The organism is Caulobacter sp. GW821-FHT12F03, from assembly GCF_058806855.1.
In genome coordinates this window covers 488,446-509,766 of the sequence record NZ_JBXAQC010000001.1, presented here as the reverse complement: position 1 = coordinate 509,766, position 21,321 = coordinate 488,446, and the positions used below count along the sequence as shown (strand labels likewise).

Genomic DNA, 21,321 nt, shown 5'->3' with positions numbered 1-21,321 from the left:
TCCCGCCACTTCTAGCGCTTCTGGCAGGGACCGAGAAACACGCATGTGCGGCATCATCGGCATCGTGGGCAAGACGCCCGTCACGGACCGCCTCATCGAGAGCCTCAAGCGGCTCGAGTACCGCGGCTATGACTCGGCCGGCGTCGCCGTCGAGGCGGGCGGCCGCGTCGACCGCCGCCGCGCCCAGGGCAAGATCCGCGCTCTGGAGGCCGTGCTCGAGGAAAGCCCGCTGACCGCCACGGTCGGCATCGGCCATACCCGCTGGGCCACGCACGGCGTGCCGTCCGAGCGCAACGCCCACCCGCAGCGCGGCGGCCGGGTCAGCCTGGTGCACAACGGCATCATCGAGAACTTCGCCGAGCTGAAGGCCGAGCTGCAAAAGGCCGGCCGGGTGTTCGAGAGCGAGACCGACACCGAGGTGATCGCCCAGCTGATCGATTCCTATCTCGACGCCGGACAGGCCCCGCTGGCGGCGTTCAAGTCGGCGCTCGACCGGCTGACCGGCGCCTACGCCCTGGCCGTGCTGGTCGAGGGCCATGACAACGTCATCATGGGCGCCCGCAAGGGCAGCCCGCTGGTGGTCGGCACGGGCGACGGCGAGATGTTCCTCGGCAGCGACGCCCTGGCCGTCGGGCCGTTCACCAACAAGGTCACCTATCTCGAAGAGGGCGACTATGTCGCCATCGACCACGACCGGGCCGAGATCTTCGACCAATGGGGCCAGCCGGTCGAACGGCCGATGAAGGTGGTCTCGGCGGCCGCCGCCCTGGTCGAGAAGGGCAACTACCGGCACTTCATGGAAAAGGAGATCCATGACCAGCCGGAGGGCTGCCAGCGGACCATCGCCGCCTATGTCGACGCCGTCAGCGCCCGCACGGCGATGCCCGGCGACATCGACTTCGGCGCGCTGGAGCGCATCCAGATCGTCGCCTGCGGCACCAGCTACATCGCCGGCATGGTCGGCAAGTACCTGATCGAGAAGCTGGCCGACCTGCCGGTCGACATCGAGATCGCCTCCGAGTTCCGCTATCGCGAGCCGGCCCTGCGCGCCGGGTCGCTGGCCATCGCCATGTCGCAGTCGGGCGAGACGGCCGACACCCTGGCCGCCCTGCGGCTGTGCCAGTCGAAGGGGCTGAAGACCGCCGCCGTGGTCAACGCCCAGGAATCGACCATGGCCCGCGAGGTCGACGTGGTCTGGCCGATCCACTGCGGACCGGAGATCGGCGTGGCCTCGACCAAGGCCTTCACCGCCCAGGTCAGCGTGCTGACCGCCCTGGCCGTGGCCGCCGCCCGGGCGCGCGGCCGGATCGACGCGGCCGAGGAGCAGCGGCTGGTGCGGGTGCTGCTGGAGGCCCCGCGCCTGATCGCCGAGTCGATCGGCCTGGAGGACGCCATGCGCGCCGTGGCCGTGGACATCGCCAAGGCCCGCGACGTGCTCTACCTCGGCCGGGGCCCGATGTCGGCGCTGGCTCTGGAAGGGGCCCTTAAGCTGAAGGAAATCAGCTATATCCACGCTGAAGGTTACGCGGCGGGTGAACTGAAGCACGGCCCGATCGCGCTGGTCGACGAACTGACCCCGATCATCATCCTAGCCCCGTTCGACAGCTACTTCGAGAAGTCGGCCAGCAACATGAGCGAGGTGATGGCGCGCGGCGGCCAGGTGGTGTTCATCACCGATCCGGAGGGCGCAAAGCATGCCCCCGCCGGCGCCAAGGTGGTCATGACCGCCCCCGCCAGCGACCCGCTGATCTCCGCCCTGGTGATGTCGGCGCCGATCCAGCTGCTGGCCTATCACGTGGCCGTCCTGAAAGGCGCCGACGTCGACCAGCCGCGCAACCTCGCCAAGTCGGTGACGGTGGAATAGCGCCCACGGGGACATGTGCCGAAGGTACGTGTCCCCGGCCGCTGAAAACCGACGGGGACACGCACTGAAGTGCATGTCCCCGGCCCGCTCTGGATTTCACCGTTCCGCTCGGATACTTCCGCACCCATGAGACCTGTCCGCAAAGCCGTCCTGCCCGTCGCTGGCCTGGGCACCCGCGTTCTCCCCGGCGCCAAGAACACGCCCAAGGAGATGCTCAACGTCGTGGATCGGCCGATCCTCAGCTACATCGTGGCCGAGGGCCGGGCCGCCGGGATCGAGCACTTCGTGTTCGTCACCGGCCGCGGCAAGGAAGCGATCGAGGACTACTTCGATCACCATCCCGAGCTCGAATCGCAGCTGGAAGCCAAGGGCAAGCTGGACATGCTCGAGGAGCTCCGCGCCGAGCTGCCGCGCCCGGGCGAGATGAGCTTCGTGCGCCAGATGGCCCCGCTGGGCCTCGGCCACGCGGTCTGGTGCGCCCGCGACGTGATCGGCGACGAGCCGTTCGCCGTCATGCTGCCCGACATGCTGATGGACGCGAAGGTCCCGGCCCTGAAGCAGGCGGTCGACGCCTACAACCAGGTCGGCGGCAACATCATCGCCGTCGAGCCCTGCCCGCCGGGCGAGGCGCACAAGTACGGCATCGTCGCGCTGGACGGCCACGAAGGTCGGCTGAACCGCATGACCGGCATGGTCGAAAAGCCCGCGCCGGGGACCGAGCCGTCGAACCTGTTCATTTCCGGCCGCTACATCCTGCAGCCGGAGATCTTCGGCCTGCTGGCCGCGCAGCAGAAGGGCGCCGGCGGCGAGATCCAGCTGACCGACGCGATGGCCCGGCTGATGGCCGTGGAGAGCTTCCACGCGCTGGAATACGACGGCGTGACCTATGACTGCGGCGACAAGATCGGCCTGCTGCGCGCCAACGTGGCCTTCGCCCTGAAGCGCCCGGACCTGCAGGACGCGGCGCGCGCGGCGATCATGGCGCTGCTGTGATCGGCTGAAGGGGCGTTGCGTGGTTCGAGACGCTCGCCTGAAGCTCGCTCCTCACCATGACGACTATTGGTGCGGATCACATATGGGCGTCATCCTGAGGAGCGGACCCTCAGGTCCGCGTCTCGAAGGACGCACGGACGCGCCGCCGCAATGACCCATCTCCTGATCTTCGGCTACGGCTTCACCGGCCAGGCGCTGGCCCGGCGGATGAGGACCGACGGCTGGCGCGTGACCGCCGTGGTGCGCTCGGAGGCCACCGCCGCCAAGGCCCGGGCGCAGGGCGTCACGCCGGTCGCGACCGACGACCGGCCGGGCCTCGTCGAAGCGCTGAAGACGGCCACGGCCATCCTGATCACCGCCCCGCCGACCGAGGCCGGCTGTCCGGGCCTGAACACCCTGATTCCGGCCCTGGCCGGGGCCAACGCGTTCCCCGACTGGATCGGCTATCTGTCGACCACCGGCGTCTATGGCGACCGGGAGGGGCGTTGGGTGTTCGAGGCCGGGCCGCTGAGCGCCCGCTCGGTCGAGAGCGCCCGCCGGGTCTCGGCCGAACGGGACTGGCGCCAGGTCGGCCGAGGCATGGGCCTGACCGTCACGGCCTTCCGCCTGCCCGGCATCTACGGCCCGGGCCGGTCGGCGCTGGACCGGGTGCGCGACGGAACGGCGCACGGCATCGTCAAGCCGGGCCAGGTGTTCAGCCGCATCCATGTCGACGACATCGCCGCGGGCCTGGCCGCCTCGATCGCCCGGCCACGGGCGGGCGCCAGCTACAATCTCTGTGACGACGAGCCCGCGCCCTCGCACGTGGTCAACGCCTACGCCGCGACGTTGCTGGGCAAGCCCGCGCCGCCTCTCACGCCCTTTGACCAGGCCGGGCTGTCGCCCGCCGCCCAGCGCTTCTGGGGCGAGAACAAGCGGGTCTCCAACGCGCTGGCCAAGGCCGAACTGGGTTGGCGCCCGGCGTATCCGACCTATCGTGAAGGGCTGACGGCGGTGCTCGCCGCCGAGACCGGGGGACACTGACATGACGACACGGGCGCTGGTTCTGGGCGGCGGCGGGCCGGTGGGCATCGCCTGGGAGACCGGGCTGATCGCCGGCCTGGCCGACAGCGGCGCCGACGTCAGCCATGCCGACTGGATCCTCGGCACCTCGGCCGGCTCGGTCTGCGGCGCGCTGCTGGCCACCGGTCATACGCCGAAGGCCATGCTGCACGCCGAGTTCGCCAACGCCGAACGGGCGAAGGAGGCCCAGGCCAGGGGGCCCGGCAAGGCGCCCGACCTGATGCCGCTGATGAGCGTGATGGCCCGCCGGCCGCCGCAGGGCGAGATGCCGCGCGAGCTGATGCTGGAGCTGGGCCAGCTGTCGCTGAACGGCCAGACCGTCAGCGAGGAGGTGTTCATCGCCGGCTTCGGGCCGATCGCCGAGGAGCAACCCTGGCCGGAGCGTTACGCCTGCACGGCCATCGACACGGCGACGGGCGAATTCCAGGTCTGGTCGAGCGAGACCGCCGCGCCGCTGGGTCGGGGGGTCGCCTCGTCCTGCTCGGTGCCGGCGATCTTCCCGGCCATCACCATCGACGGGCGCCGCTACATGGACGGCGGCATGCGGTCCGGGACCAACGCAGACCTCGCGAAGCACCACGGCAAGGTGGTCATCGTCGCCGTCATGCCGCCCGCCTTCGCGCCGATGATGCTGCCCAGGCTCGAGGCCGAGATGGCGGTGATCCGCAACCACGGCGGCGAGGCGCTGCTGCTGGTTCCCGACGCGGGGAGCGGTGACGCGTTCGGCGGCAACCTGATGGACAGTTCCAACCGCGAGGCCGTGGCCCGGGCGGGCTACGCGCAGGGCCAGGCCGAAGCGGCGCGGGTCGGGGCGTTCTGGGGGTAACCCCTGCCGTCATCGTCGGACTTGTTCCCACGACCCAAGCGTGACCTGCCAATGAAACCGGGCGCCAAAAGCACCGCTACCGACATGGAAGTCCCGTGTGCATGGGTCGTCGGAACAAGTCCGACGATGACGGATGGGGGGCGGCGGCGCCCCTCCACCATGCTCTGCATGGTCCCCCTCCCCGCTTCGCGGAGAGGATTCAGATTACCTCCGCCACGGCCGCGATCAGCCGGGCGATGTCCTGGTCGCGGCTCAGCCGGTGGTCGCCGTCCTTGATCAGGGTGAAGACGACATCGTCGCTGCGGATCGCGTTGGCCAGTTCGAGCGCATGGGTCCACGGCACGTCCGGGTCCTCCCTGCCCTGCAGGATGCGGACGGGGACATCGACCGGCACGGGACCGCCGAGGATCGTCCAGCGGGCGCCGTCCTCCAGCAGGCCGCGCGTGATCGGGTAGCCGGTCGGCTCGTAGAGCGAGGGGCGAATCCATTCGCCGTCTCTCGCGATCGCTTCATGCGCCTCGGGCGGCAGCCCGGGTTTCATCAGCGCCTCGGTGAAGTCGGCCGCCGGGGCGATCAGCACCATCGCATGCAGCCGCTCGGGGATCTCCGCCGCTGCGAGGCAGCTGATCCAGCCGCCCATCGACGAACCGACCAGCACCAGCGGGCCTTCCGTCAGGCCGGCGATCGCCGCCAGCGCGTCCGCCCGCCAGCGGGTGATCGTCCCCGACCGGAAGGCCCCGCTCGACTCGCCATGCCCCAGATAGTCGAAGCGCAGGAAGGCCCGGCCGCCCGCCAACGCCCAGTCGGACAGGGCCTGGGCCTTGGTCCCCGTCATGTCCGACATGAAGCCGCCGAGCCAGACCACCGTCGGACCCCGCCCCGCCACGCGCCGCCAGGCGAGCCGCTCGCCGTCGTCCCGATCAAGAAATCCGCTGGTCTCGGCCATGCCGGCTCCGCAACATGATGATGAAGGCCCCATTTTACCTTGCGACGACACCCGCTATGCAAGGCGTCGTGTCCGTCCAGCCGTCGATCCCTCCGCTGTCGCAGATCGTCCCCGGGCCGCAAGCGCACGCGGGAATCGCCGGCGCGCGCCGTGTTTATTCCTTGATCATCCGGATTGGGGCCATACTTCCGGTCTATGCACGCGGATGGGAGATGACAGCTTGAGCCGCGACATCAAGAAGGTGCTGGTGATCCAGGCGGGATCGATCGGCGAATTCGTCCTGTCGCTGGCCGCCATGAAGCGGATCCGGATGGCGCACCCGCATGCCCGCATCACCCTGCTGACCGTGCCGCAGTTCGAGGCCCTGGCGAAGGCCAGCCCCTATTTCAACAGCATCGAGACCACCGCCCGCCCCGGGTCGCCCGGCGAGTGGCTGGCGCTGCGCGGCCAGATCAAGGCCGCGCGCTACGACCGCGTCTATGACCTCGAAAGCACGCCCACCAGCCGGTTCCTGTTCCAGCTGCTGCGGCCGTTCCCCCCGGCCTGGTCCGGCGCGGCGCCGGGCGCGCGCCTGCGCCACCGCAATCCCTCGCGCGAGCAGATGCACACCCTTGAGCGGCACGCCGAGCAGCTGCAGGTCGCCGGCGCCTGGCCCGACGCCCCGACCGGGCCCGGCGAGGCCCCGCCGCCGGACCTGAGCTGGATCCTGCGCCGCGTCCAGGAGCCCCGGCCCGTGGCCGGCGCCGCCGCGCCCCGTCCGTTCGTGCTGATGGTGCCCGGCGGCGGCGAGAACAAGCCGGAGAAGCGCTGGCCGATCGCCAACTACGCCGAGCTGGCCAGCCGGCTGAAGGCGCGCGGCTATGACATCGTCATCATCGGCGGTCCGCAGGAGAGCGCCATGGCCCGCGCGATCCAGAAGACCGTCGGCCAGGCCCGCGACCTGACCGGCCGCACCGACTTCGCCCAGATCGCCGTGCTCGGCGCCCGGGCCGCCCTGGCCGTGGGCAACAACACCGGGCCGATGCACCTGATCGCCGCCGCCGGCGCCCCGACCATCGCCCTGTTCGACGGCGCGCCGGATACCCTGCGCAACGCCCCGCGCGGTCATGTGGCCGTGTTGCAGGCGCCGACCCTGGCCCAGCTGTCGGTCGAGACGGTGGCCCAGGCGGCGTGGTCGCTGCTGCCCCGCTAGGGATTAGGGCGTAGGGAGTTGGGAGTAGTTCGACCGGTTCACGCCGACGGCGCCGCGCCCAACCCTCTGCTACTCCCTACTCCCTACTCCCTACTCCCTACTCCCTACTCCCTACTCCCTACCCCCAGCCCCCGGGTCCCTGCTCAATGCATTTCCCCACCCCCCTGTGGCCTCGCCGCGCTTGATCGCGACGGGGGGGAGGGTCATATAGCAGGCGAGAGTCCCGGAACGCTTCGGCGAGCCGCGCTCTATTGCGTAAATAGCCACCGGAGCACCGCCTATTCGCCGTCCCAACAATACGCCGCCCGTCAAGGACGGGCCGCGCATCAACGACGAGATCCGCGTCCCGCGCGTCCTGCTGATCGACCAGAACGGCGAGAAGCAGGGTGAGATGCCGACCTCCGCCGCCCTCGAGGCCGCCGAGGAAGCCGGCCTTGATCTCGTCGAGATCGTTCCGAACGCGGACCCGCCCGTCTGCAAGATCCTGGACTACGGCAAGTTCAAGTTCCAGGAGCAGAAGAAGAAGAACGAAGCGCGCAAGCGTCAGAAGGTTGTGGAAATCAAGGAGATCAAACTCCGTCCCAACATCGACGTGCACGACTACGAGGTGAAGGCGCGCTCGATGACCCGCTTCTTCGAAGAGGGCGACAAGGTGAAGGTCACGCTCCGCTTCCGCGGCCGCGAAATGGCCCACCCCGAGCTCGGCATGAAGCTGTTGCAGAAGGTCCGCGCCGACTTCGACGTCGTCGCCAAGTGCGAGTACGAGCCTCGCATGGAAGGCCGCCAGATGATCATGATCCTCGCGCCGCGCTGACACGCGCGCCGATCAGGAACCGCAGCGCCCCGGCCTCACCGCCGGGGCGTTTTGCGTTAGGTCATGAAACGGGGCATGTCCCCGTCGGCCTCGCCGTTGATTTGCCGCGACCGGCGCGAGGGCGTACATCCCCGCCCCTCATGACCGCCGCACAGCTTTCCCCAACCCCGCCCCCCAGCGACGCGGCCAACAGCAAGGCGCTCTACGTCCTGCTGGCGGTGGTGTTCGTCAACATCGCCGGGTTCGGGGTGATCATTCCGCTGCTGCCGTTCTACGCCAAGTCGTTTGGCGCGCCGGACTGGCAGGTGTTCGTGCTGTTCGCCTGCTATTCGGTCGGCAACTTCTTCGCCGAGCCGCTGTGGGGCCGGCTGTCGGACCGGATCGGGCGGCGGCCGGTGCTGATGATGACCATCTTCGGCAACGCCCTGACCTATGTGATGCTGGCCTTCGCGCCGAACCTGTGGGTCGCCTGCCTGATCCGGCTGACCGGCGGGGTGCTGACCGGCAACATCTCGACCATCCAGGGCTATATGGCCGACGTGACGCCGCCGGACCGCCGGGCCGGGCGGCTGGGGCTGATGGGCGCGGCCTTCTCGCTGGGCTTCATGACCGGCCCGACGATCGGCGGCCTGCTGGCCCGCGAGGGCATGGGCGCCGCCGGCTTCCGCCCGCCGCTGCTGTTCGCCGCCGGCCTGGCGCTGGCCGCCGGGATCGGCTTCACCCTGTTCGTGCGCGAGACGCGCCACGGTCACAAGGACGCCCCGCAGCGCGGCCGGCTGGAGGGCCTCGGCGACGCCATGGCCCATCCGGTGATCTGGCGCACCCTGCTGGTGACACTGATCTCGATGGCCGGGTTCGCCGGCATGGAGGCGACCTTCGGCCTGTGGGCGCAGGCGAAGTTCGACTGGGGCCCCAGACAGATCGGCTTCTGCTTCTTCGCCATCGCCATCACCGCCACCTTCGCCCAGGGCCTGCTGACCGGCTTCCTGGCGCGGCGCATCGGCGAGACCACGACGATGATCATCGGCCTGTCGCTGATCTTCCTCGGCTTCGCGGGGCAGCCGTTCGTCGACGCCTGGCCGCTGGCCGTGGTCGGCATGGTCACCGTGGCGCTCGGCCAGTCGCTGGCCTTTCCCAACATCGGGGCGATCATCTCCAAGTCGTCGTCGCCCGAGCGGCAGGGTGAGATGATGGGGCTGAACACCGCCGCCGGGGCGCTGGCGCGGATCATCGGCCCGCTGATGGCCGCGCCGCTGTTCATGAACTTCGGCCCCAGCGCCCCGTTCGCCGTGGCCGCGGGGCTGTGCCTGCCGGCGCTGGTGATGGCCTGGCAGGTGAGCAAGGCGGTTCGGCGCAGCGCGTGATGGGGTCGGGGACAGGCCAAGCTGTCCCTTCGGACTGCTTGCCCTGTCCCCGTTGGCGCCGGCGGGGACAGGTTATCCAGTCCCAAGGGACAGGATAACCTGTCCCCCACCCCCCATCCCCCATCCCGATCATGACCGCGAATTCATGGACCGGCGCCTTGCCAGGCAAATACGTAAGCACTTACGTATCTGAATGGATCAAGTTTCGACACCGGGCGCCGGCGCCTTCGGCGCGACGCTGCGACGCCTCAGCGAGCGGCTGGACCGGGAGGTGCAGGCCATCTACCGCGACGCCGGCTTCCGCTTCGAGCCGCGCTGGTTCGCGGTGTTCACCGCCTTGCGCGACCACGGCCCCCTGACGGTCAGCGAGCTGGCGCAACGGCTGGGGATCAGCCACCCCGCGGTCAGCCAGGTGCGCGCCGCCCTGCAGCAGGAAGGCCTGATCGACTCCCTGCCGGACCCGGCGGACGGTCGCAGCCATCGCCTCGCCCTGTCCGCCCACGGCGTGCGCACCGCGCAACAGCTGGCCCCGCTGTGGGCCGCGATCCAGACGGCGACGGAACAGCTGCTGGCGCAGACCGCCCCCGGCCTGCTCGCCGAACTCCACACCTTCAACCAGGGCCTCGACGCTCGCGGTCTGCGCGATCGCGTCGAGGCCGCTCTCAAGACCGGAGCCCCCGACTGATGTCTTCCCGATTCCTCGCCGCCGCGCTCGGCGCGCTCGTGCTGGCCGGAGCCGCCGCGCCCGGGCTGGCCCAGACCCAGCCCGCCCCCGCCGCCGCGTCCGCCACACCGGCCTTCAGCCACATCTCCGCGGCCGAGCGGGCGAAGGCGCTGGACGAGATCCGCGCGATCGTCACCCGGGTCTATGTGTTTCCCGAGCGCCGGGCGGCGATCATCGAGCGGCTGACCCAGGCCCAGGCCGCCGGTCGCTATGACCTGGATGACCCGTTCGCCTTCGCGAGCGCCGTCAGCGCCGATCTCGCCGCCGCCAGCCACGACCGGCACATGTACATCAACGTCGACCCGGCCCAGTACGCCGCCGCGATCGCGCCGGCCGCCGCCGGCGAACGGCAGGGCGATGCCTTCTGGCGCCGTCTGGCGCTGGAGAACAACCACGGCCTGACCGAGATGAAGGTCCTGCCGGGCAACATCCGCTACCTGAAGCTGGCCCCCTTCTACTGGGTCGATGACGAGAGCGGCCGCGCCTATGACGACGCCATGCGTTTCCTCCGCGGCGGCGAGGCGATCATCATCGACCTGCGCGGCAACGGCGGTGGAAACGGCGCCGGGGTGCAGTACCTGACCAGCCACTTCCTGGCCCCCGACACCCTGCTGCAGACCTTCCATCTGCGGGATGAAGCCCCGGCGCAGTCCAGGACCCTGTTCAACGTTCCGGCCGGCCGGCTGATCGGCAAGCCTCTGTATGTGCTCATTGACGGCGGCGTCGCCTCGGCCGGCGAGGAGTTCGCCTATCACGTCGAGCAGTTTCACCTGGGCGAGCTGATCGGGGCGAAGACGGCCGGCGCGGCCAACAACAACGAGCTGATGCCGGTCGCCCCCGGCTTCATCCTCAGCGTCTCGACCGGACGGCCGGCGCATGCCGTCTCCGGGACCAACTGGGAGGGCGTGGGCGTGTCCCCGACCCTCGAGACGCCGCCGGCCCAGGCGCTGGACGTCGCCCAGTCGCGGGCCCTGGCCGCGCTGGCCGCGTCGGCGACGGCGACGGCCGACGAGAAGGCGCGCTACAGCTGGATGCACCAGAACCTCGAGGCGAAACTGCATCCGGTCAGGGTCGAGGCCGGCCGCCTGAAGCCTCTCGCCGGCGCCTACGGCGAGTACGCCGTGACGTTCCATGACGGGGCCCTGTGGATGGCGCGCGGCGGGCGGCCTGAGCGCCGGCTGGTTCCGCTGACCGCCGACGGCCTGTTCGTCATCGAGGGCGGCGAGCTCACGCGGGTGCGGCTGACTCCGGCGGCGCTTGAGCTGATCCGCCCGGGCGGGGCCCCGCCGAGCCGGTTCACCCGGGGCTGAGCCTTGCCTTGGGCGAGTCTTTGCCGTATTAGCCCCGCCTTCCTGAACCGCCAGGCCAACGGCATGCCTTGGCGGTTCTATTGCGTCTCTACAGAGGACAGGGTTTCGGCCCTGAGCAAAATGCCCAAACTGAAGACCAAGTCAGGCGCCAAAAAGCGCTTCAAACTGACGGCCACCGGCAAGCTGAAGGCCGGCGTCGCCGGCAAGCGCCACCGGCTCATCAGCCACAACGGCAAGTACATCCGCCAGCAGCGCGGCACGAAGGTCATGAGCGCTTCGGATTCGAAGACGATCAAGTCCTACCTGCCCTACGGTCTGTAAGAGGAGCGCTGAGAAATGGCTCGCGTCAAACGGGGCGTCACCGCCCACGCCAAACACAAGAAGGTTCTTGAACAGGCCAAGGGTTTCTACGGCCGCCGCAAGAACACCATCCGCACGGCCAAGGCCGCTGTCGACAAGGCCGGCCAGTACGCCTACCGCGACCGCAAGGTCCGCAAGCGCAGCTTCCGCAGCCTGTGGATCCAGCGCATCAACGCCGCGGCGCGTCTGGAAGGCTTCACCTACTCGCAGTTTATCCACGGCCTGGACCTGTCGGGCATCGAGATCGACCGCAAGGTGCTCTCGGACATCGCCGGTCAAGACCCGACCGCGTTCAAGGCCATCGCCGACAAGGTTCGCGCCGCGCTGGCTTGAGGTCACGGGACGATACGTCCCCGGAACTTGAAAGGCCCTCCGGTGTGAGCCGGGGGGCCTTTTGCTTGCCGTGCGTGGTGCGTCCTTCGACACGGCCCTTCGGGCCTGCTCAGGATGACTGGCATTTAGTCTAGGTCATCCTGAGCAGCCCGCGCAGCGGGCGTGTCGAAGGACGCAAACTGGCCCAGCCCCCCATTTCGTCACCCTTCCGAATGCTCTAGAGCAAACGCCTCATGACCGATCTCACCACCCTCGAAGCCGAGCTTTCGGCACAGGTCGCCGCCGCGCCGGATGTCGCCGCGCTGGAGGCCCTTCGCGTCGCCGCCCTGGGCAAGTCGGGCTCGATCTCCGGCCTGCTCAAGACCCTCGGCTCCATGAGCCCCGACGAACGCCGGGAAGCCGGCCCGGCGATCAACGGCCTGCGCGACCGCGTCGCCGCCGCCCTGGCCGCGCGCAAGGCGGCGCTGGAAGCCGCCGAGCTCGACGCCCGGCTGGCCGCCGAGACGCTCGACCTGACCCTGCCCGCGCCGCCGCGCCGCAAGGGCTCGGTGCATCCGACCATGCAGGTGATGGACGAGATGACCGCCATCTTCGCCGAGATGGGCTTCCAGGTCGCCGAAGGTCCGGACATCGAGACCGACTTCAACAACTTCACCGCCCTGAACTTCCCCGAGAAGCACCCGGCGCGGGAGATGCACGACACCTTCTTCTTCAAGCCGGGCGCCGACGGCGAGCGCAAGCTGCTGCGCACCCACACCAGCCCGGTGCAGGTGCGGGCCATGCAGCGGACCAACGAGAAGCCGGCCGCGCCGTGGATCGCCACGGCTATCGAGCCGCCGATCCGCATCATCGTGCCGGGCCGCACCTATCGCTGCGACAGCGACGCGACCCATTCGCCGATGTTCCACCAGATGGAAGGCCTGGTCATCGACAAGGGCATCCACATGGGCCACCTGAAGTGGACCCTGGAGACCTTCATCGCCCGCTTCTTCGAGGTCGAGGGCGTGGTCAGCCGGTTCAGGCCGCACCACTTCCCGTTCACCGAGCCGAGCGCCGAGATGGACATCGGCTGCGACCGGTCCGGCGGCGAGATCCGGATCGGCACCGGCAGCGACTGGCTGGAAATCCTCGGCTGCGGGATGGTTCATCCCAACGTGCTGCGCTTCTGCGGCATCGATCCCGATGTCTACCAGGGCTTCGCCTTCGGCCTCGGCATCGACCGCCTGGGCATGCTGAAGTACGGCATGCCTGACCTTAGAGACATGTTCGAAGGCGATACCCGCTGGCTGAGCCACTACGGGTTCTCCGCCTTCGCCGCCCCCAACCCCGCGACGGGACTGAGCTGATGACCCTGGAAAACCCCCAATCGCCCTACCGCCGCGCCACCGACCTCAACAAGATGTCGTTCGACGGCGAGGCCATCGCGCTGTTCGAGCTGTACCGGGCCGTGCTCCAGCAGGGTCAGTCGGTGATCCTCGACCGCACCTTCACCAACTGCGGCTTCGAGGGTCCGGCCGTGGCGCTGATCCTCGGCGGGGTGAATTTCGACCGCACCGACTTCGGCTACACCGGCGGCGATATCCGCAACATCATCCTCAAGCCGATGTCGACGGAGAAGGTCATCGGCACCATCCCGATCGGCCGCTGCAACTTCATCAACTGCCAGTTCTTCGCAGTCGGCTTCACCGGCCCGGACAGCTTCATCAACCAGCTGCTGAAGGTGCAGGACCGGCCATGAAGTTCACCCTGTCCTGGCTGAAGGATCACCTCGACACCACCGCCACGACCGCTGACGTGGTCAAGGCCATGACCATGGCCGGGCTGGAGGTCGAGCATGTGCTCGACCCGGCGACGAAGCTGGCCGCCTTCACGGTGGCGAAGATCGTCGAGGCCGTGCAGCACCCCAACGCCGACCGCCTGCGCGTCTGCCAGGTCGAGACCGTCGACGGCCGCAAGGAGATCGTCTGCGGCGCGCCGAACGCCCGCGTCGGCCTGACCACCATCTACGCCCCGATCGGCGCTTACGTGCCCGGGCTGGACGTGACCCTGGTCGAGAAGCCGGTGCGCGGCGTGGTGTCCAACGGCATGCTCTGCTCGGCCGCCGAGCTGGAGACCGCCGAGGAGTCCGACGGCATTCTCGAGCTGTCCGACGACCTGGCGGTCGGCACGCCCGCCGCCACGGCGCTCGGCCTGGAGGCGGTGATCGACTTCGAGGTCACGCCCAACCGGCCCGACTGGCTGGGCGTCGCCGGCATCGCCCGCGACCTGTCGGCGGCGGGCCTCGGCACGCTGCGCGACCTGACGGTCGAGCCCGTGCCCGGCACGTTCCCCTGCCCGATCACGGTCAGCGTCGACGGCGAGGCCTGCCACCAGTTCGCCGGCCGGCTGATCCGCGGCGTGAAGAACGGCCCCTCCCCGGCCTGGCTGCAGGCGCGGCTGACGGCCATCGGCCTGCGCCCGATCAGCGCCCTGGTCGATGTGACCAACCTGATCGCCTATGACCGCGCCCGGCCGCTGCACGTCTATGACGCGGCCAAGCTGGTCGGGACGGCCATCACCGCGCGCCTCGGCCATCACAGCGAGCACGGCGACGAGCACCTGATCGCGCTGGACGGCAAGACCTACGATCTCGGCCCCGGCATGAGCGTCATCGCCGACGCCGACGGCGAGCGGCCGATCGGCCTGGGCGGCGTCATGGGCGGCGAGTCCACCGGCTGCTCGGACGACACCACCGACGTGTTCATCGAAAGCGCCTGGTTCGACCCGATCCGCACGGCCCAGACTGGCCGCGACACCGGCATCACCTCCGACGCGCAGTACCGCTTCGCGCGCGGCGTCGACACCGGCTTCGTCGTGCCCGGCCTGGAGCTGGCCACGAAGCTGATCCTCGAGCTGTGCGGCGGCGAGCCGTCGGACATCGTGGTCGCCGGCCAGACCCTGCCGCCGCCCGCGCCGGTGGCGTTCGACCCCGCCTATGTGCAGCAGCTGTCGGGCCTGACCATCGAGCACGGCCGCTCGCGCGAGATCCTGACGAAGCTCGGCTTCGCCGTCGAGCCGTCAGCCGGCGCCTGGACCGTCACGCCGCCGAGCTGGCGGCGCGACGTCGAGGGCAAGGCCGACCTCGTCGAGGAAGTCGCCCGCATCGCCGGCTACGACGCCCTGCCCACCACGCCCCTGCCCGAGGTCGCCCGCAGCGCGACCGGCGTGCTGACCGTCCGCCAGGGCCGCGCCCGCACCGCCCGCCGCGCCCTGGCCGCGGCCGGCTACAGCGAGCTGATCACCTGGTCGTTCACCCGCAACGCCGTGGCGAAGCTGTTCGGCGGCGGCGCGGACGAGCTGGTGCTGGCCAATCCGATGTCGGCCGACATCGACACCATGCGGCCCTCGGTGCTGCCCGGCCTGATCGAGGCCGCCGGCCGCAACGCCCGCCGGGGCTTCCCCGACGCGGCGCTGTTCGAGGTCGGCCCGGTGTTCGGCGGCGACCGGCCGCAGGACCAGCGGCTGGCCATCGCCGCCATCCTGGCCCCGCACGCCCCGCGCGGCTGGGACAAGCGCCCGCGCGAGGACCTGTTCACGCTGAAGGCCGACCTGCTGGCCCTGCTGGAGGAGCTGGGGGCGCCCGTGGCGTCGCTGCAGACCGCGCAGGGGTCGGCGTCGTCCTGGTGGCACCCGGGCCGCTCCGCCCGGCTGCAACTGGGGCCCAAGGCCGTGCTGGCCGAGTTCGGCGAGCTGCATCCGGCCGTGCTCAAGGCGCTCGACGTCGACGGCCCGGTCTACGGCTTCGAGATCTGGGTCGAGGCGATCCCGGAACCCAAGAAGAAGGGCAAGACGCGTCCCGCGCTCGACCTGCCGAGCCTGATGCCGTTGAGCCGCGACTTCGCTTTCCTCGTCGAGGCCGGCAAGCCGTCCGGCGACCTGGTCAAGGCCGTGGCCGGCGCCGACAAGGCGCTGATCGCCTCGGCGCGGGTGTTCGACGTCTACCAGGGCGCCGGCGTGCCGGAGGGTCACACCTCCATCGCGCTGGAGGTGGTCCTGCAGCCGCGCGAGAAGACCCTGACCGACGCCGAGATCGAGGCCGTCTCGGCCAAGATCATCGCCGCGGCGGAGAAAGCCGGCGGGCGATTGCGGGGGTAGGTTGCTTCCTCCCCTCGTAGAGGGGAGGGGGACCACCCGAAGGGTGGTGGAGGGGGCGGCGCGAACGCGAGCGGCCCCGTCCTGAATTCCGGTCTTTCCGGCAAGGGCCGGCGCTACCCCCTCCACCATGCTCCGCATGGTCCCCCTCCCCACGATGTGGGGAGGAGTGACGTTGGTGCGGGGAGCATTTGACGTTGGCTTGTCCAAAGCCTATCCCTCCCCCCGACATGACCTCGCGCCTCACCATCGCTGACGCCGCCAACGCCCCTGCCCGGGCGATGACGGCCTGCGCGCTCATGTCGATGACCATCAAAATTATGACCGATCCTTCCGGACCGGAGCTTTACCGCGCGACCTGACGTCGCCGGCAGATCGCAAGATCAAAAAGCCCCGCTCCGGAAACGGACGCGGGGCTTTTTGGTGTGCGGTCGGCCGGTTTCAAACCCAGCCAAGGACCTCTCCCATGCCCCAGTTTTCGTCTGACCTCGCCGCCAACCCCGACGCCCGCCACGTGCTGCGGTTCACCGCCGATGACGTGGCCCAGGCGCTGGACGCCGCGCGCGCGGGCCTCGCCGCCAGCACGGCCGAGGTCTGCACCCTGTCGATCAGCACCGTCGGCCGGCTGGTCGAGGGCGTGCTGCGCGTGCGCCGCTGCGACGAGGCCGGGGCCGTCAGCCTCGCCGACCGCCTGGCCGAGCGGCCGGGCGTGCGCTCGTCCCGCGTCGAGCACGTCTGGGGCCGGTCGTGAAACCGGACGGTAAACGGCGGCTGTTCCTCGTCGGCGCCGCCGACGAGCCCGATGCCCTGGTGCGGGTGCTGAACGTGGTGACCGTGCTGCAGGCGCGGCTGCGGCGGCTCGAGGCCGAACCTGTCGGGGGTGGCCTGTCCATCCGGCTGGAGATCGATGATCCGGGCGATCACAAGGCCGAGGCGCTGGCGCGGCGGCTCGAGGCCTGCCCCGTGGTGACCGGGCTGGCCTTCGGCTGGCAGGGCGGGCTTGCTCCCGGCGCTGGCGTCACTACCTAGGGAAGCTGCCTACCGGGGGACCCGCATGACCAAACCTGTTGTTGAACGCTTTCTGGAACGCAGCCTGTTCGCCTCGCGCTGGCTGATGGCGCCCATGTACGTCGGCCTGGTCATCGCCCTGGCGGCGCTGGTGGTGATCTTCGTCCAGGAGCTGGTGCATGTCGTGCCGGTGATCCTGTCGGGCGGAGCGCACGCCGAGGACGCCATCCTGCTGGCCCTGTCGCTGATCGACCTGTCGCTGGCCGGCAACCTGGTGCTGATCGTGATCTTCTCCGGCTACGAGAACTTCGTCTCCAAGCTGGATATCGGCGAAACCGTCGACCGGCCGTCCTGGATGGGCACCGTCGACTTCTCCGGCCTGAAGATGAAGCTGGTGGCCTCGATCGTCGCCATCTCGGCCATCGCCCTGCTGAAGGCCTTCCTCGAGGCCAGCGAAAGCAAGGACGCCATCGATACGACCAAAATGCTTTGGCTGGTGGTCATCCACCTGACGTTCGTCGTCAGCGGCGTGCTGCTGGCCGTGATGGACTGGGTCGCGAGCCTGACCGACAAGCACTAGGGGACACGTACCTTCGGTACATGTCCCCGGCCCGTCAGAACGGGATGTAGTGGCGTTTGCGGCTGTAGCTCAGGTAGCCGACGTTGGCGCCGAGACGCAGACCGACGCCGGCGCGGATCGGCGCCAGGGTGATGCCGTCGGCGCGCTGGTAGTTCACGCCCAGGCCGGCGACGAAATAGGCCGAGCCCTCCACGCCGGGGAAGCGGCGGTAGATCATGTCGGGGTATTGAAGATTGTAGCAGAGGGTGAAGACCCGGCTGGCGTTGCCGCCGACGTCGAAGCCGATCGACGGCCCCTGCCAGAAGACCTCCTGCGGGTCCTGTTCCTTCATGTACATCAGGCCGCGACCGTAGCGGGCGCCGATGGTGACGGCCGCCGAGCCCTCTTCGCCGGCGATGTAGGCCGTGGGCCGGCCGTTGTCGCGGAAGATGCGCTCGATGGCCGCCCCGGCGGCCTCGGCCGTCACGCCGAGAAAATCGGACGTGGCGTTGACGATCTCGTCGGCGCTGTAGGTGCGCGGGCCGTCGGCCGGATCACGCGACGCCTGGGCGAAGACGGGGCTGCTCGCGGCGACCCCTCCGACGCCAGCGGCGAGTCCGGAGAGGATGAGCGTGCGGCGGTCCATGAGTATGACTCCGAGTCGATTGGAAGCCCTTGCAGGGTCCCATTCCAATACGTCCGGTTTGCGGCGCGAAGGTTACCGCGAGATTAACCGGCCCCGCCGGACTCGGCGGTGTGAGCACCCGGCTCCGCGGACGGCCGAAGGACCTTCTGCCCCGCGAACATGCGGTCGAGCCGGCGGTGGCCCCAGCCCCGGATGTCGTCGATGATCGTGAAGATCGCCGGGATGTAGAGCAGCGACAGCAGGGTCGAGGTGATCAGGCCGCCGACGACCGCAACGGCCATCGGCTGGCGGAACTCGACGTCCGCCCCCCAGCCGAAGGCCGTGGGCGCCATGCCCGCGCCCATGGCCACGGTGGTCATCAGGATCGGCCGGGCCCGCTTGTGGGCGGCGTCCATCAGCGCCTCGTGGCGACTCATGCCGTTCTTGATGGCCTCCAGCGCATACTCGACCAGCAGGATCGAGTTCTTCGCCGCGATGCCCATCAGCATCAGGATCCCGATCAGCGTCGAGATCGAGAAACTGCTCTTCATGATCAGCAGCCCCACGAACGCCCCGCCGATGGCCAGCGGCAGCGCGGCCATGATGGTGATCGGGTGGGTGAAGCTTTTGAACAGCAGCGCCAGCACGGCGTACATCAGGATCAGCCCGGTCGCGAACGCGCCGGCGAACCCCGTGACCATCTCGATCAGGAACTCGACGTCGCCGGTCAGGCCCTGCCGGACGCCCGCGGGCAGGTTCTTCACCGACGGCAGCTGCGCCACGGCGATCGACGCCTGGCCGCTGGTGATGCCGTTCAGCTCGGCGGTGATGGTGGCGACGCGCGAGCGGTCCAGGCGACTGATCTGCGAAGGTCCGGCGCCGTAGGTGATGTCCGCCACCGCGCTCAGGGGCACGGAGCCGCCGTTGGCCGTGGGCACGCGCAGACTCTCGACGACGGCGATGTCCTCGCGCGCGGCCTCGCTCAGCTTCAGCCGGATCGGCACCTGGCGGTCGCCGAGATTGTACTTGGGCAACAGCTGGTCGATGTCGCCGAGGGTCGCCACGCGGATCGCCTGCGACAGGGAGCCGGTCGAGACGCCGAGGCGCGCGGCCTCGTCGGTGCGCGGAGTGATCAGGATTTCCGGCCGGGCGATCGCGGCGGTGTTCACGACGTTCGCCAGTCCGGGCACCGAGCGCATCTCGCGCTCGATGGCCCGGGCGGCCGTCATCAGCTTGTCGCCGTCGTCGCTCTGGATCGAGTAGGAGAAGACGCTGCCGTCGGTCGGACCGCCGCCGAGCTGGCTCGGCACGCCGATCCGCGCGCCCGGCACGGTCTTGAAGTGGTCGACCATCTCGCGCGTGAAGTCCTTCTGGGTGACCGCCCGCTTGTCCTTGGCGACCATCTGCGCGGTGATGGTGGCGGTGTTGACGTCGTTGCCGCCGATGGCCGCGTAGACATTGGTCACCTCGGGCCGTTGCCGCAGCTCGCGCGAAACCCGCGTGACCACGGCGTCCGTCTGCGCCAGCGTCGCCCCCGGCGGCAGCTCGACCGAGAAGGTCGCGCGGCTCTGGTCCACCGACGGCTGGACCTCGAACGGCACCAGCGGAGTCAGGCAGGCGGTGCCGATGAAGATCATCACGCCGATGCCGAACACCTTCCAGCGATTGTGCAGCGCCCAGTTCAGCTGCCGCAGGTACCAGCTCATCCACGGCGGATCGGCGTCCTCGTGGGGCTTGTGCTTAAGCAGATAGGCGCCCATCAGCGGCGTCAGCATCCGCGCCACGACCAGCGAGAACAGCACGGAGATACAGGCCGCGAGGGCGAAAGCCTTGAAGAACTGGCCGATGATGCCCGGCATGAAGCCGACCGGGGAGAACACCGCCACGATGGTCAGGGTGGTGGCCACGACCGCCAGGCCGATCTCGTCGGAGGCCTCCATCGCCGCGGGATAGGGCGCCTTGCCCCCCCGCATGTGCCGGACGATGTTCTCGATCTCGACGATGGCGTCGTCGACCAGGATGCCGATGGTCAGCGACAGCGCCAGCAGGGTGATCATGTTGAGCGACTGGCCCAGCGGCTCGAGCACCGCGAAGGTCGGGATCAGCGACAGCGGCATGGCCACCGCGGCGATAAGCGTCGCCCGCCAGTCGCGCAGGAACAGCCACACGACGATGACCGCGAGCAGGGCGCCAATGCCGACCGACTCCAGCGAGGCGATGTAGCTCTCCTCGGCGAACTCGACGTTGGCGTTGATCTGTTCGATGGACAGTTCGGGGTGGGCCGCGTCGATCTCGGCGATCTTCTTGCGCACCACCTCGGCCACCTTGACCTCGCTGGCGTCGCGCGAGCGCAGGAAGTCGAAGGTGACCGCCTCCTGGCCGTCGTAGCGGGCGATCGAGCGGGGCTCGGTCCAGCTGTCCTGGACCCGGCCCAGATCGCCCAGGCGCACGGTTCCGCCGGCGACCGGCACCCGCGTCTCCGCCAGCGCCGCGACCGAACGCGCGGCGCCGAGGGCCCGGATCGAGCGCTCCGAACCACCCACGGTCACCCGACCGCCGGGAAGATCGTTGTTGACGTTGCCGAGGGCCTGGCTGACCTGCGCGGCGGTCACGCCGAACGAGGCGAGCCGGTCGGGATCGAGGTCGATGCGGATCTCGCGCTCGACGCCGCCCTTGCGGTTCACCTGCCCCACGCCCGGGATGGCCAGCAGGGCCCGGCTGATCTCGTTGTCGACGAACCACGACAGCTGCTCCGGACTCATCGAGCCCGAGCGCACGACCCAGGTGATCAGCGGGTCGCCGGTGATGTCGATGCGCTGGACGATCGGTTCCTGCATGTCCTGGGGCAGGTCGGCCCGCAGGTTGCTCATGGCGTTGCGAACGTCGTTGGTCGCCTTCTCGACGTCGACGGAGAGCTCGAACCGGATGACCGTAACGGACACGCCGTCGGTCACCGTCGAGTTCATGTGCCGGACCCCGCTCAGGCCGGCGAGCTTGTCCTCGATCAGCCGGGTGACCTGGGTCTCCATCTCGCTGGGCGCCGCGCCGGGGCGGGACGCGTTCACGTAGATCAGCGGGAAGTCGATGTCCGGATTGTTGTTGATCCGCATCGCGTTGAACCCGGAGATCCCCCCGAGCATCAACATGACGAACAGCATGATGACCGGGATCGGGTTCTTGATCGACCAGGACGAGATGTTGCGCATGACG

The 21,321-nt window shown here is 69.5% G+C and carries 20 protein-coding genes; 17 read left to right on the top strand and 3 right to left on the bottom strand.

Annotation, left to right across the window (positions count from 1 at the left end):
• The first annotated feature begins 43 nt into the window (after window positions 1-43).
• The 4 genes from glmS to AC1RN0_RS02375 all read left to right on the top strand — a co-directional run bounded on the left by glmS (window position 44) and on the right by AC1RN0_RS02375 (window position 4,745).
• Entirely contained in the window at window positions 44-1,864 is a 1,821-nt protein-coding gene (glmS, locus tag AC1RN0_RS02390) for a glutamine--fructose-6-phosphate transaminase (isomerizing) (protein WP_492785824.1), read from the top strand.
• Between the two features lie 126 nt (window positions 1,865-1,990).
• The gene (locus tag AC1RN0_RS02385) at window positions 1,991-2,857 is read left to right on the top strand and encodes a UTP--glucose-1-phosphate uridylyltransferase (RefSeq protein WP_492785823.1); all 867 of its coding nucleotides are present in this window, start codon (window positions 1,991-1,993) and stop codon (window positions 2,855-2,857) included.
• 150 nt (window positions 2,858-3,007) lie between these two features.
• Complete coding sequence (locus AC1RN0_RS02380) at window positions 3,008-3,880, top strand: SDR family oxidoreductase (protein WP_492785822.1); 873 nt, start codon at window positions 3,008-3,010, stop codon at window positions 3,878-3,880.
• Window position 3,881: 1 nt separating this feature from the next.
• Window positions 3,882-4,745, top strand: a complete 864-nt coding sequence (locus AC1RN0_RS02375; protein ID WP_492785821.1) for a patatin-like phospholipase family protein — start codon at window positions 3,882-3,884, stop codon at window positions 4,743-4,745.
• Between the two features lie 199 nt (window positions 4,746-4,944).
• On the opposite strand, the gene AC1RN0_RS02370 is transcribed toward AC1RN0_RS02375, so the two are convergent.
• Window positions 4,945-5,691, bottom strand: a complete 747-nt coding sequence (locus AC1RN0_RS02370; protein WP_492785820.1) for an alpha/beta fold hydrolase — start codon at window positions 5,689-5,691, stop codon at window positions 4,945-4,947.
• Window positions 5,692-5,911: 220 nt separating this feature from the next.
• Here AC1RN0_RS02370 and AC1RN0_RS02365 point away from each other — a divergent pair, with 220 nt between their 5' ends.
• From AC1RN0_RS02365 to AC1RN0_RS02305, 13 genes are all read left to right on the top strand, one after another.
• Window positions 5,912-6,883 (top strand): glycosyltransferase family 9 protein, encoded by a 972-nt coding sequence (locus AC1RN0_RS02365; RefSeq protein ID WP_492785819.1) that lies wholly within the window; start codon window positions 5,912-5,914, stop codon window positions 6,881-6,883.
• A gap of 280 nt (window positions 6,884-7,163) precedes the next feature.
• The gene (gene infC / locus AC1RN0_RS02360) at window positions 7,164-7,697 is read left to right on the top strand and encodes a translation initiation factor IF-3 (protein ID WP_492786411.1); all 534 of its coding nucleotides are present in this window, start codon (window positions 7,164-7,166) and stop codon (window positions 7,695-7,697) included.
• Between the two features lie 140 nt (window positions 7,698-7,837).
• Window positions 7,838-9,061 carry an MFS transporter gene (locus AC1RN0_RS02355; protein ID WP_492785818.1) on the top strand — a complete coding sequence of 408 codons (1,224 nt, stop codon included), beginning with the start codon at window positions 7,838-7,840 and terminating at the stop codon, window positions 9,059-9,061.
• Window positions 9,062-9,254: 193 nt separating this feature from the next.
• On the top strand, window positions 9,255-9,746 hold the full coding sequence (locus AC1RN0_RS02350) for a MarR family winged helix-turn-helix transcriptional regulator (RefSeq protein ID WP_492785817.1): 492 nt from the start codon (window positions 9,255-9,257) through the stop codon (window positions 9,744-9,746).
• The gene (locus AC1RN0_RS02345; RefSeq protein ID WP_492785816.1) at window positions 9,746-11,095 is read left to right on the top strand and encodes a S41 family peptidase; all 1,350 of its coding nucleotides are present in this window, start codon (window positions 9,746-9,748) and stop codon (window positions 11,093-11,095) included. Before AC1RN0_RS02350 ends, AC1RN0_RS02345 begins: the two co-directional genes overlap by 1 nt.
• Window positions 11,096-11,215: 120 nt before the next feature.
• Complete coding sequence (gene rpmI / locus AC1RN0_RS02340) at window positions 11,216-11,416, top strand: 50S ribosomal protein L35 (RefSeq protein ID WP_488899100.1); 201 nt, start codon at window positions 11,216-11,218, stop codon at window positions 11,414-11,416.
• Between the two features lie 15 nt (window positions 11,417-11,431).
• Entirely contained in the window at window positions 11,432-11,788 is a 357-nt protein-coding gene (rplT, locus tag AC1RN0_RS02335) for a 50S ribosomal protein L20 (RefSeq protein WP_492785815.1), read from the top strand.
• 233 nt (window positions 11,789-12,021) lie between these two features.
• A complete protein-coding gene (pheS, locus tag AC1RN0_RS02330) occupies window positions 12,022-13,134 on the top strand; it encodes a phenylalanine--tRNA ligase subunit alpha (RefSeq protein ID WP_492785814.1) in 1,113 nt (370 codons plus the stop codon).
• The gene (locus AC1RN0_RS02325) at window positions 13,134-13,526 is read left to right on the top strand and encodes a hypothetical protein (protein WP_492785813.1); all 393 of its coding nucleotides are present in this window, start codon (window positions 13,134-13,136) and stop codon (window positions 13,524-13,526) included. Before pheS ends, AC1RN0_RS02325 begins: the two co-directional genes overlap by 1 nt.
• On the top strand, window positions 13,523-15,922 hold the full coding sequence (gene pheT, locus AC1RN0_RS02320; RefSeq protein WP_492785812.1) for a phenylalanine--tRNA ligase subunit beta: 2,400 nt from the start codon (window positions 13,523-13,525) through the stop codon (window positions 15,920-15,922). The genes AC1RN0_RS02325 and pheT overlap by 4 nt, the downstream gene beginning before the upstream one ends.
• Before the next feature lie 463 nt (window positions 15,923-16,385).
• Window positions 16,386-16,670, top strand: coding sequence for a hypothetical protein (locus AC1RN0_RS02315; RefSeq protein ID WP_492785811.1), 285 nt, complete (start codon window positions 16,386-16,388; stop codon window positions 16,668-16,670).
• A complete protein-coding gene (locus AC1RN0_RS02310; RefSeq protein ID WP_492785810.1) occupies window positions 16,667-16,948 on the top strand; it encodes a hypothetical protein in 282 nt (93 codons plus the stop codon). Before AC1RN0_RS02315 ends, AC1RN0_RS02310 begins: the two co-directional genes overlap by 4 nt.
• A gap of 25 nt (window positions 16,949-16,973) precedes the next feature.
• Window positions 16,974-17,507 carry a TIGR00645 family protein gene (locus AC1RN0_RS02305; protein WP_492785809.1) on the top strand — a complete coding sequence of 178 codons (534 nt, stop codon included), beginning with the start codon at window positions 16,974-16,976 and terminating at the stop codon, window positions 17,505-17,507.
• 34 nt (window positions 17,508-17,541) lie between these two features.
• Here the strand turns inward: AC1RN0_RS02305 and AC1RN0_RS02300 are convergent, their stop codons facing one another.
• Both AC1RN0_RS02300 and AC1RN0_RS02295 read right to left on the bottom strand, forming a co-directional pair.
• Window positions 17,542-18,132, bottom strand: coding sequence for a DUF1134 domain-containing protein (locus tag AC1RN0_RS02300; RefSeq protein ID WP_492785808.1), 591 nt, complete (start codon window positions 18,130-18,132; stop codon window positions 17,542-17,544).
• Between the two features lie 83 nt (window positions 18,133-18,215).
• Window positions 18,216-21,317, bottom strand: a complete 3,102-nt coding sequence (locus AC1RN0_RS02295) for an efflux RND transporter permease subunit (RefSeq protein WP_492785807.1) — start codon at window positions 21,315-21,317, stop codon at window positions 18,216-18,218.
• Window positions 21,318-21,321 lie beyond the last annotated feature (4 nt).

Excerpts from the sequence above, each read along its gene's own strand:
- glmS (WP_492785824.1), top strand. The coding sequence starts at position 44 with ATGTGCGGCATCATCGGCATCGTGGGCAAGACGCCCGTCACGGACCGC.
- AC1RN0_RS02385 (WP_492785823.1), top strand. The coding sequence starts at position 1,991 with ATGAGACCTGTCCGCAAAGCCGTCCTGCCCGTCGCTGGCCTGGGCACC.
- AC1RN0_RS02380 (WP_492785822.1), top strand. The coding sequence starts at position 3,008 with ATGACCCATCTCCTGATCTTCGGCTACGGCTTCACCGGCCAGGCGCTG.
- AC1RN0_RS02375 (WP_492785821.1), top strand. The coding sequence starts at position 3,882 with ATGACGACACGGGCGCTGGTTCTGGGCGGCGGCGGGCCGGTGGGCATC.
- AC1RN0_RS02370 (WP_492785820.1), bottom strand. The coding sequence starts at position 5,691 with ATGGCCGAGACCAGCGGATTTCTTGATCGGGACGACGGCGAGCGGCTC.
- AC1RN0_RS02355 (WP_492785818.1), top strand. The coding sequence starts at position 7,838 with ATGACCGCCGCACAGCTTTCCCCAACCCCGCCCCCCAGCGACGCGGCC.
- AC1RN0_RS02350 (WP_492785817.1), top strand. The coding sequence starts at position 9,255 with ATGGATCAAGTTTCGACACCGGGCGCCGGCGCCTTCGGCGCGACGCTG.
- AC1RN0_RS02345 (WP_492785816.1), top strand. The coding sequence starts at position 9,746 with ATGTCTTCCCGATTCCTCGCCGCCGCGCTCGGCGCGCTCGTGCTGGCC.
- rpmI (WP_488899100.1), top strand. The coding sequence starts at position 11,216 with ATGCCCAAACTGAAGACCAAGTCAGGCGCCAAAAAGCGCTTCAAACTG.
- rplT (WP_492785815.1), top strand. The coding sequence starts at position 11,432 with ATGGCTCGCGTCAAACGGGGCGTCACCGCCCACGCCAAACACAAGAAG.
- pheS (WP_492785814.1), top strand. The coding sequence starts at position 12,022 with ATGACCGATCTCACCACCCTCGAAGCCGAGCTTTCGGCACAGGTCGCC.
- AC1RN0_RS02325 (WP_492785813.1), top strand. The coding sequence starts at position 13,134 with ATGACCCTGGAAAACCCCCAATCGCCCTACCGCCGCGCCACCGACCTC.
- pheT (WP_492785812.1), top strand. The coding sequence starts at position 13,523 with ATGAAGTTCACCCTGTCCTGGCTGAAGGATCACCTCGACACCACCGCC.
- AC1RN0_RS02315 (WP_492785811.1), top strand. The coding sequence starts at position 16,386 with ATGCCCCAGTTTTCGTCTGACCTCGCCGCCAACCCCGACGCCCGCCAC.
- AC1RN0_RS02305 (WP_492785809.1), top strand. The coding sequence starts at position 16,974 with ATGACCAAACCTGTTGTTGAACGCTTTCTGGAACGCAGCCTGTTCGCC.
- AC1RN0_RS02300 (WP_492785808.1), bottom strand. The coding sequence starts at position 18,132 with ATGGACCGCCGCACGCTCATCCTCTCCGGACTCGCCGCTGGCGTCGGA.
- AC1RN0_RS02295 (WP_492785807.1), bottom strand. The coding sequence starts at position 21,317 with ATGCGCAACATCTCGTCCTGGTCGATCAAGAACCCGATCCCGGTCATC.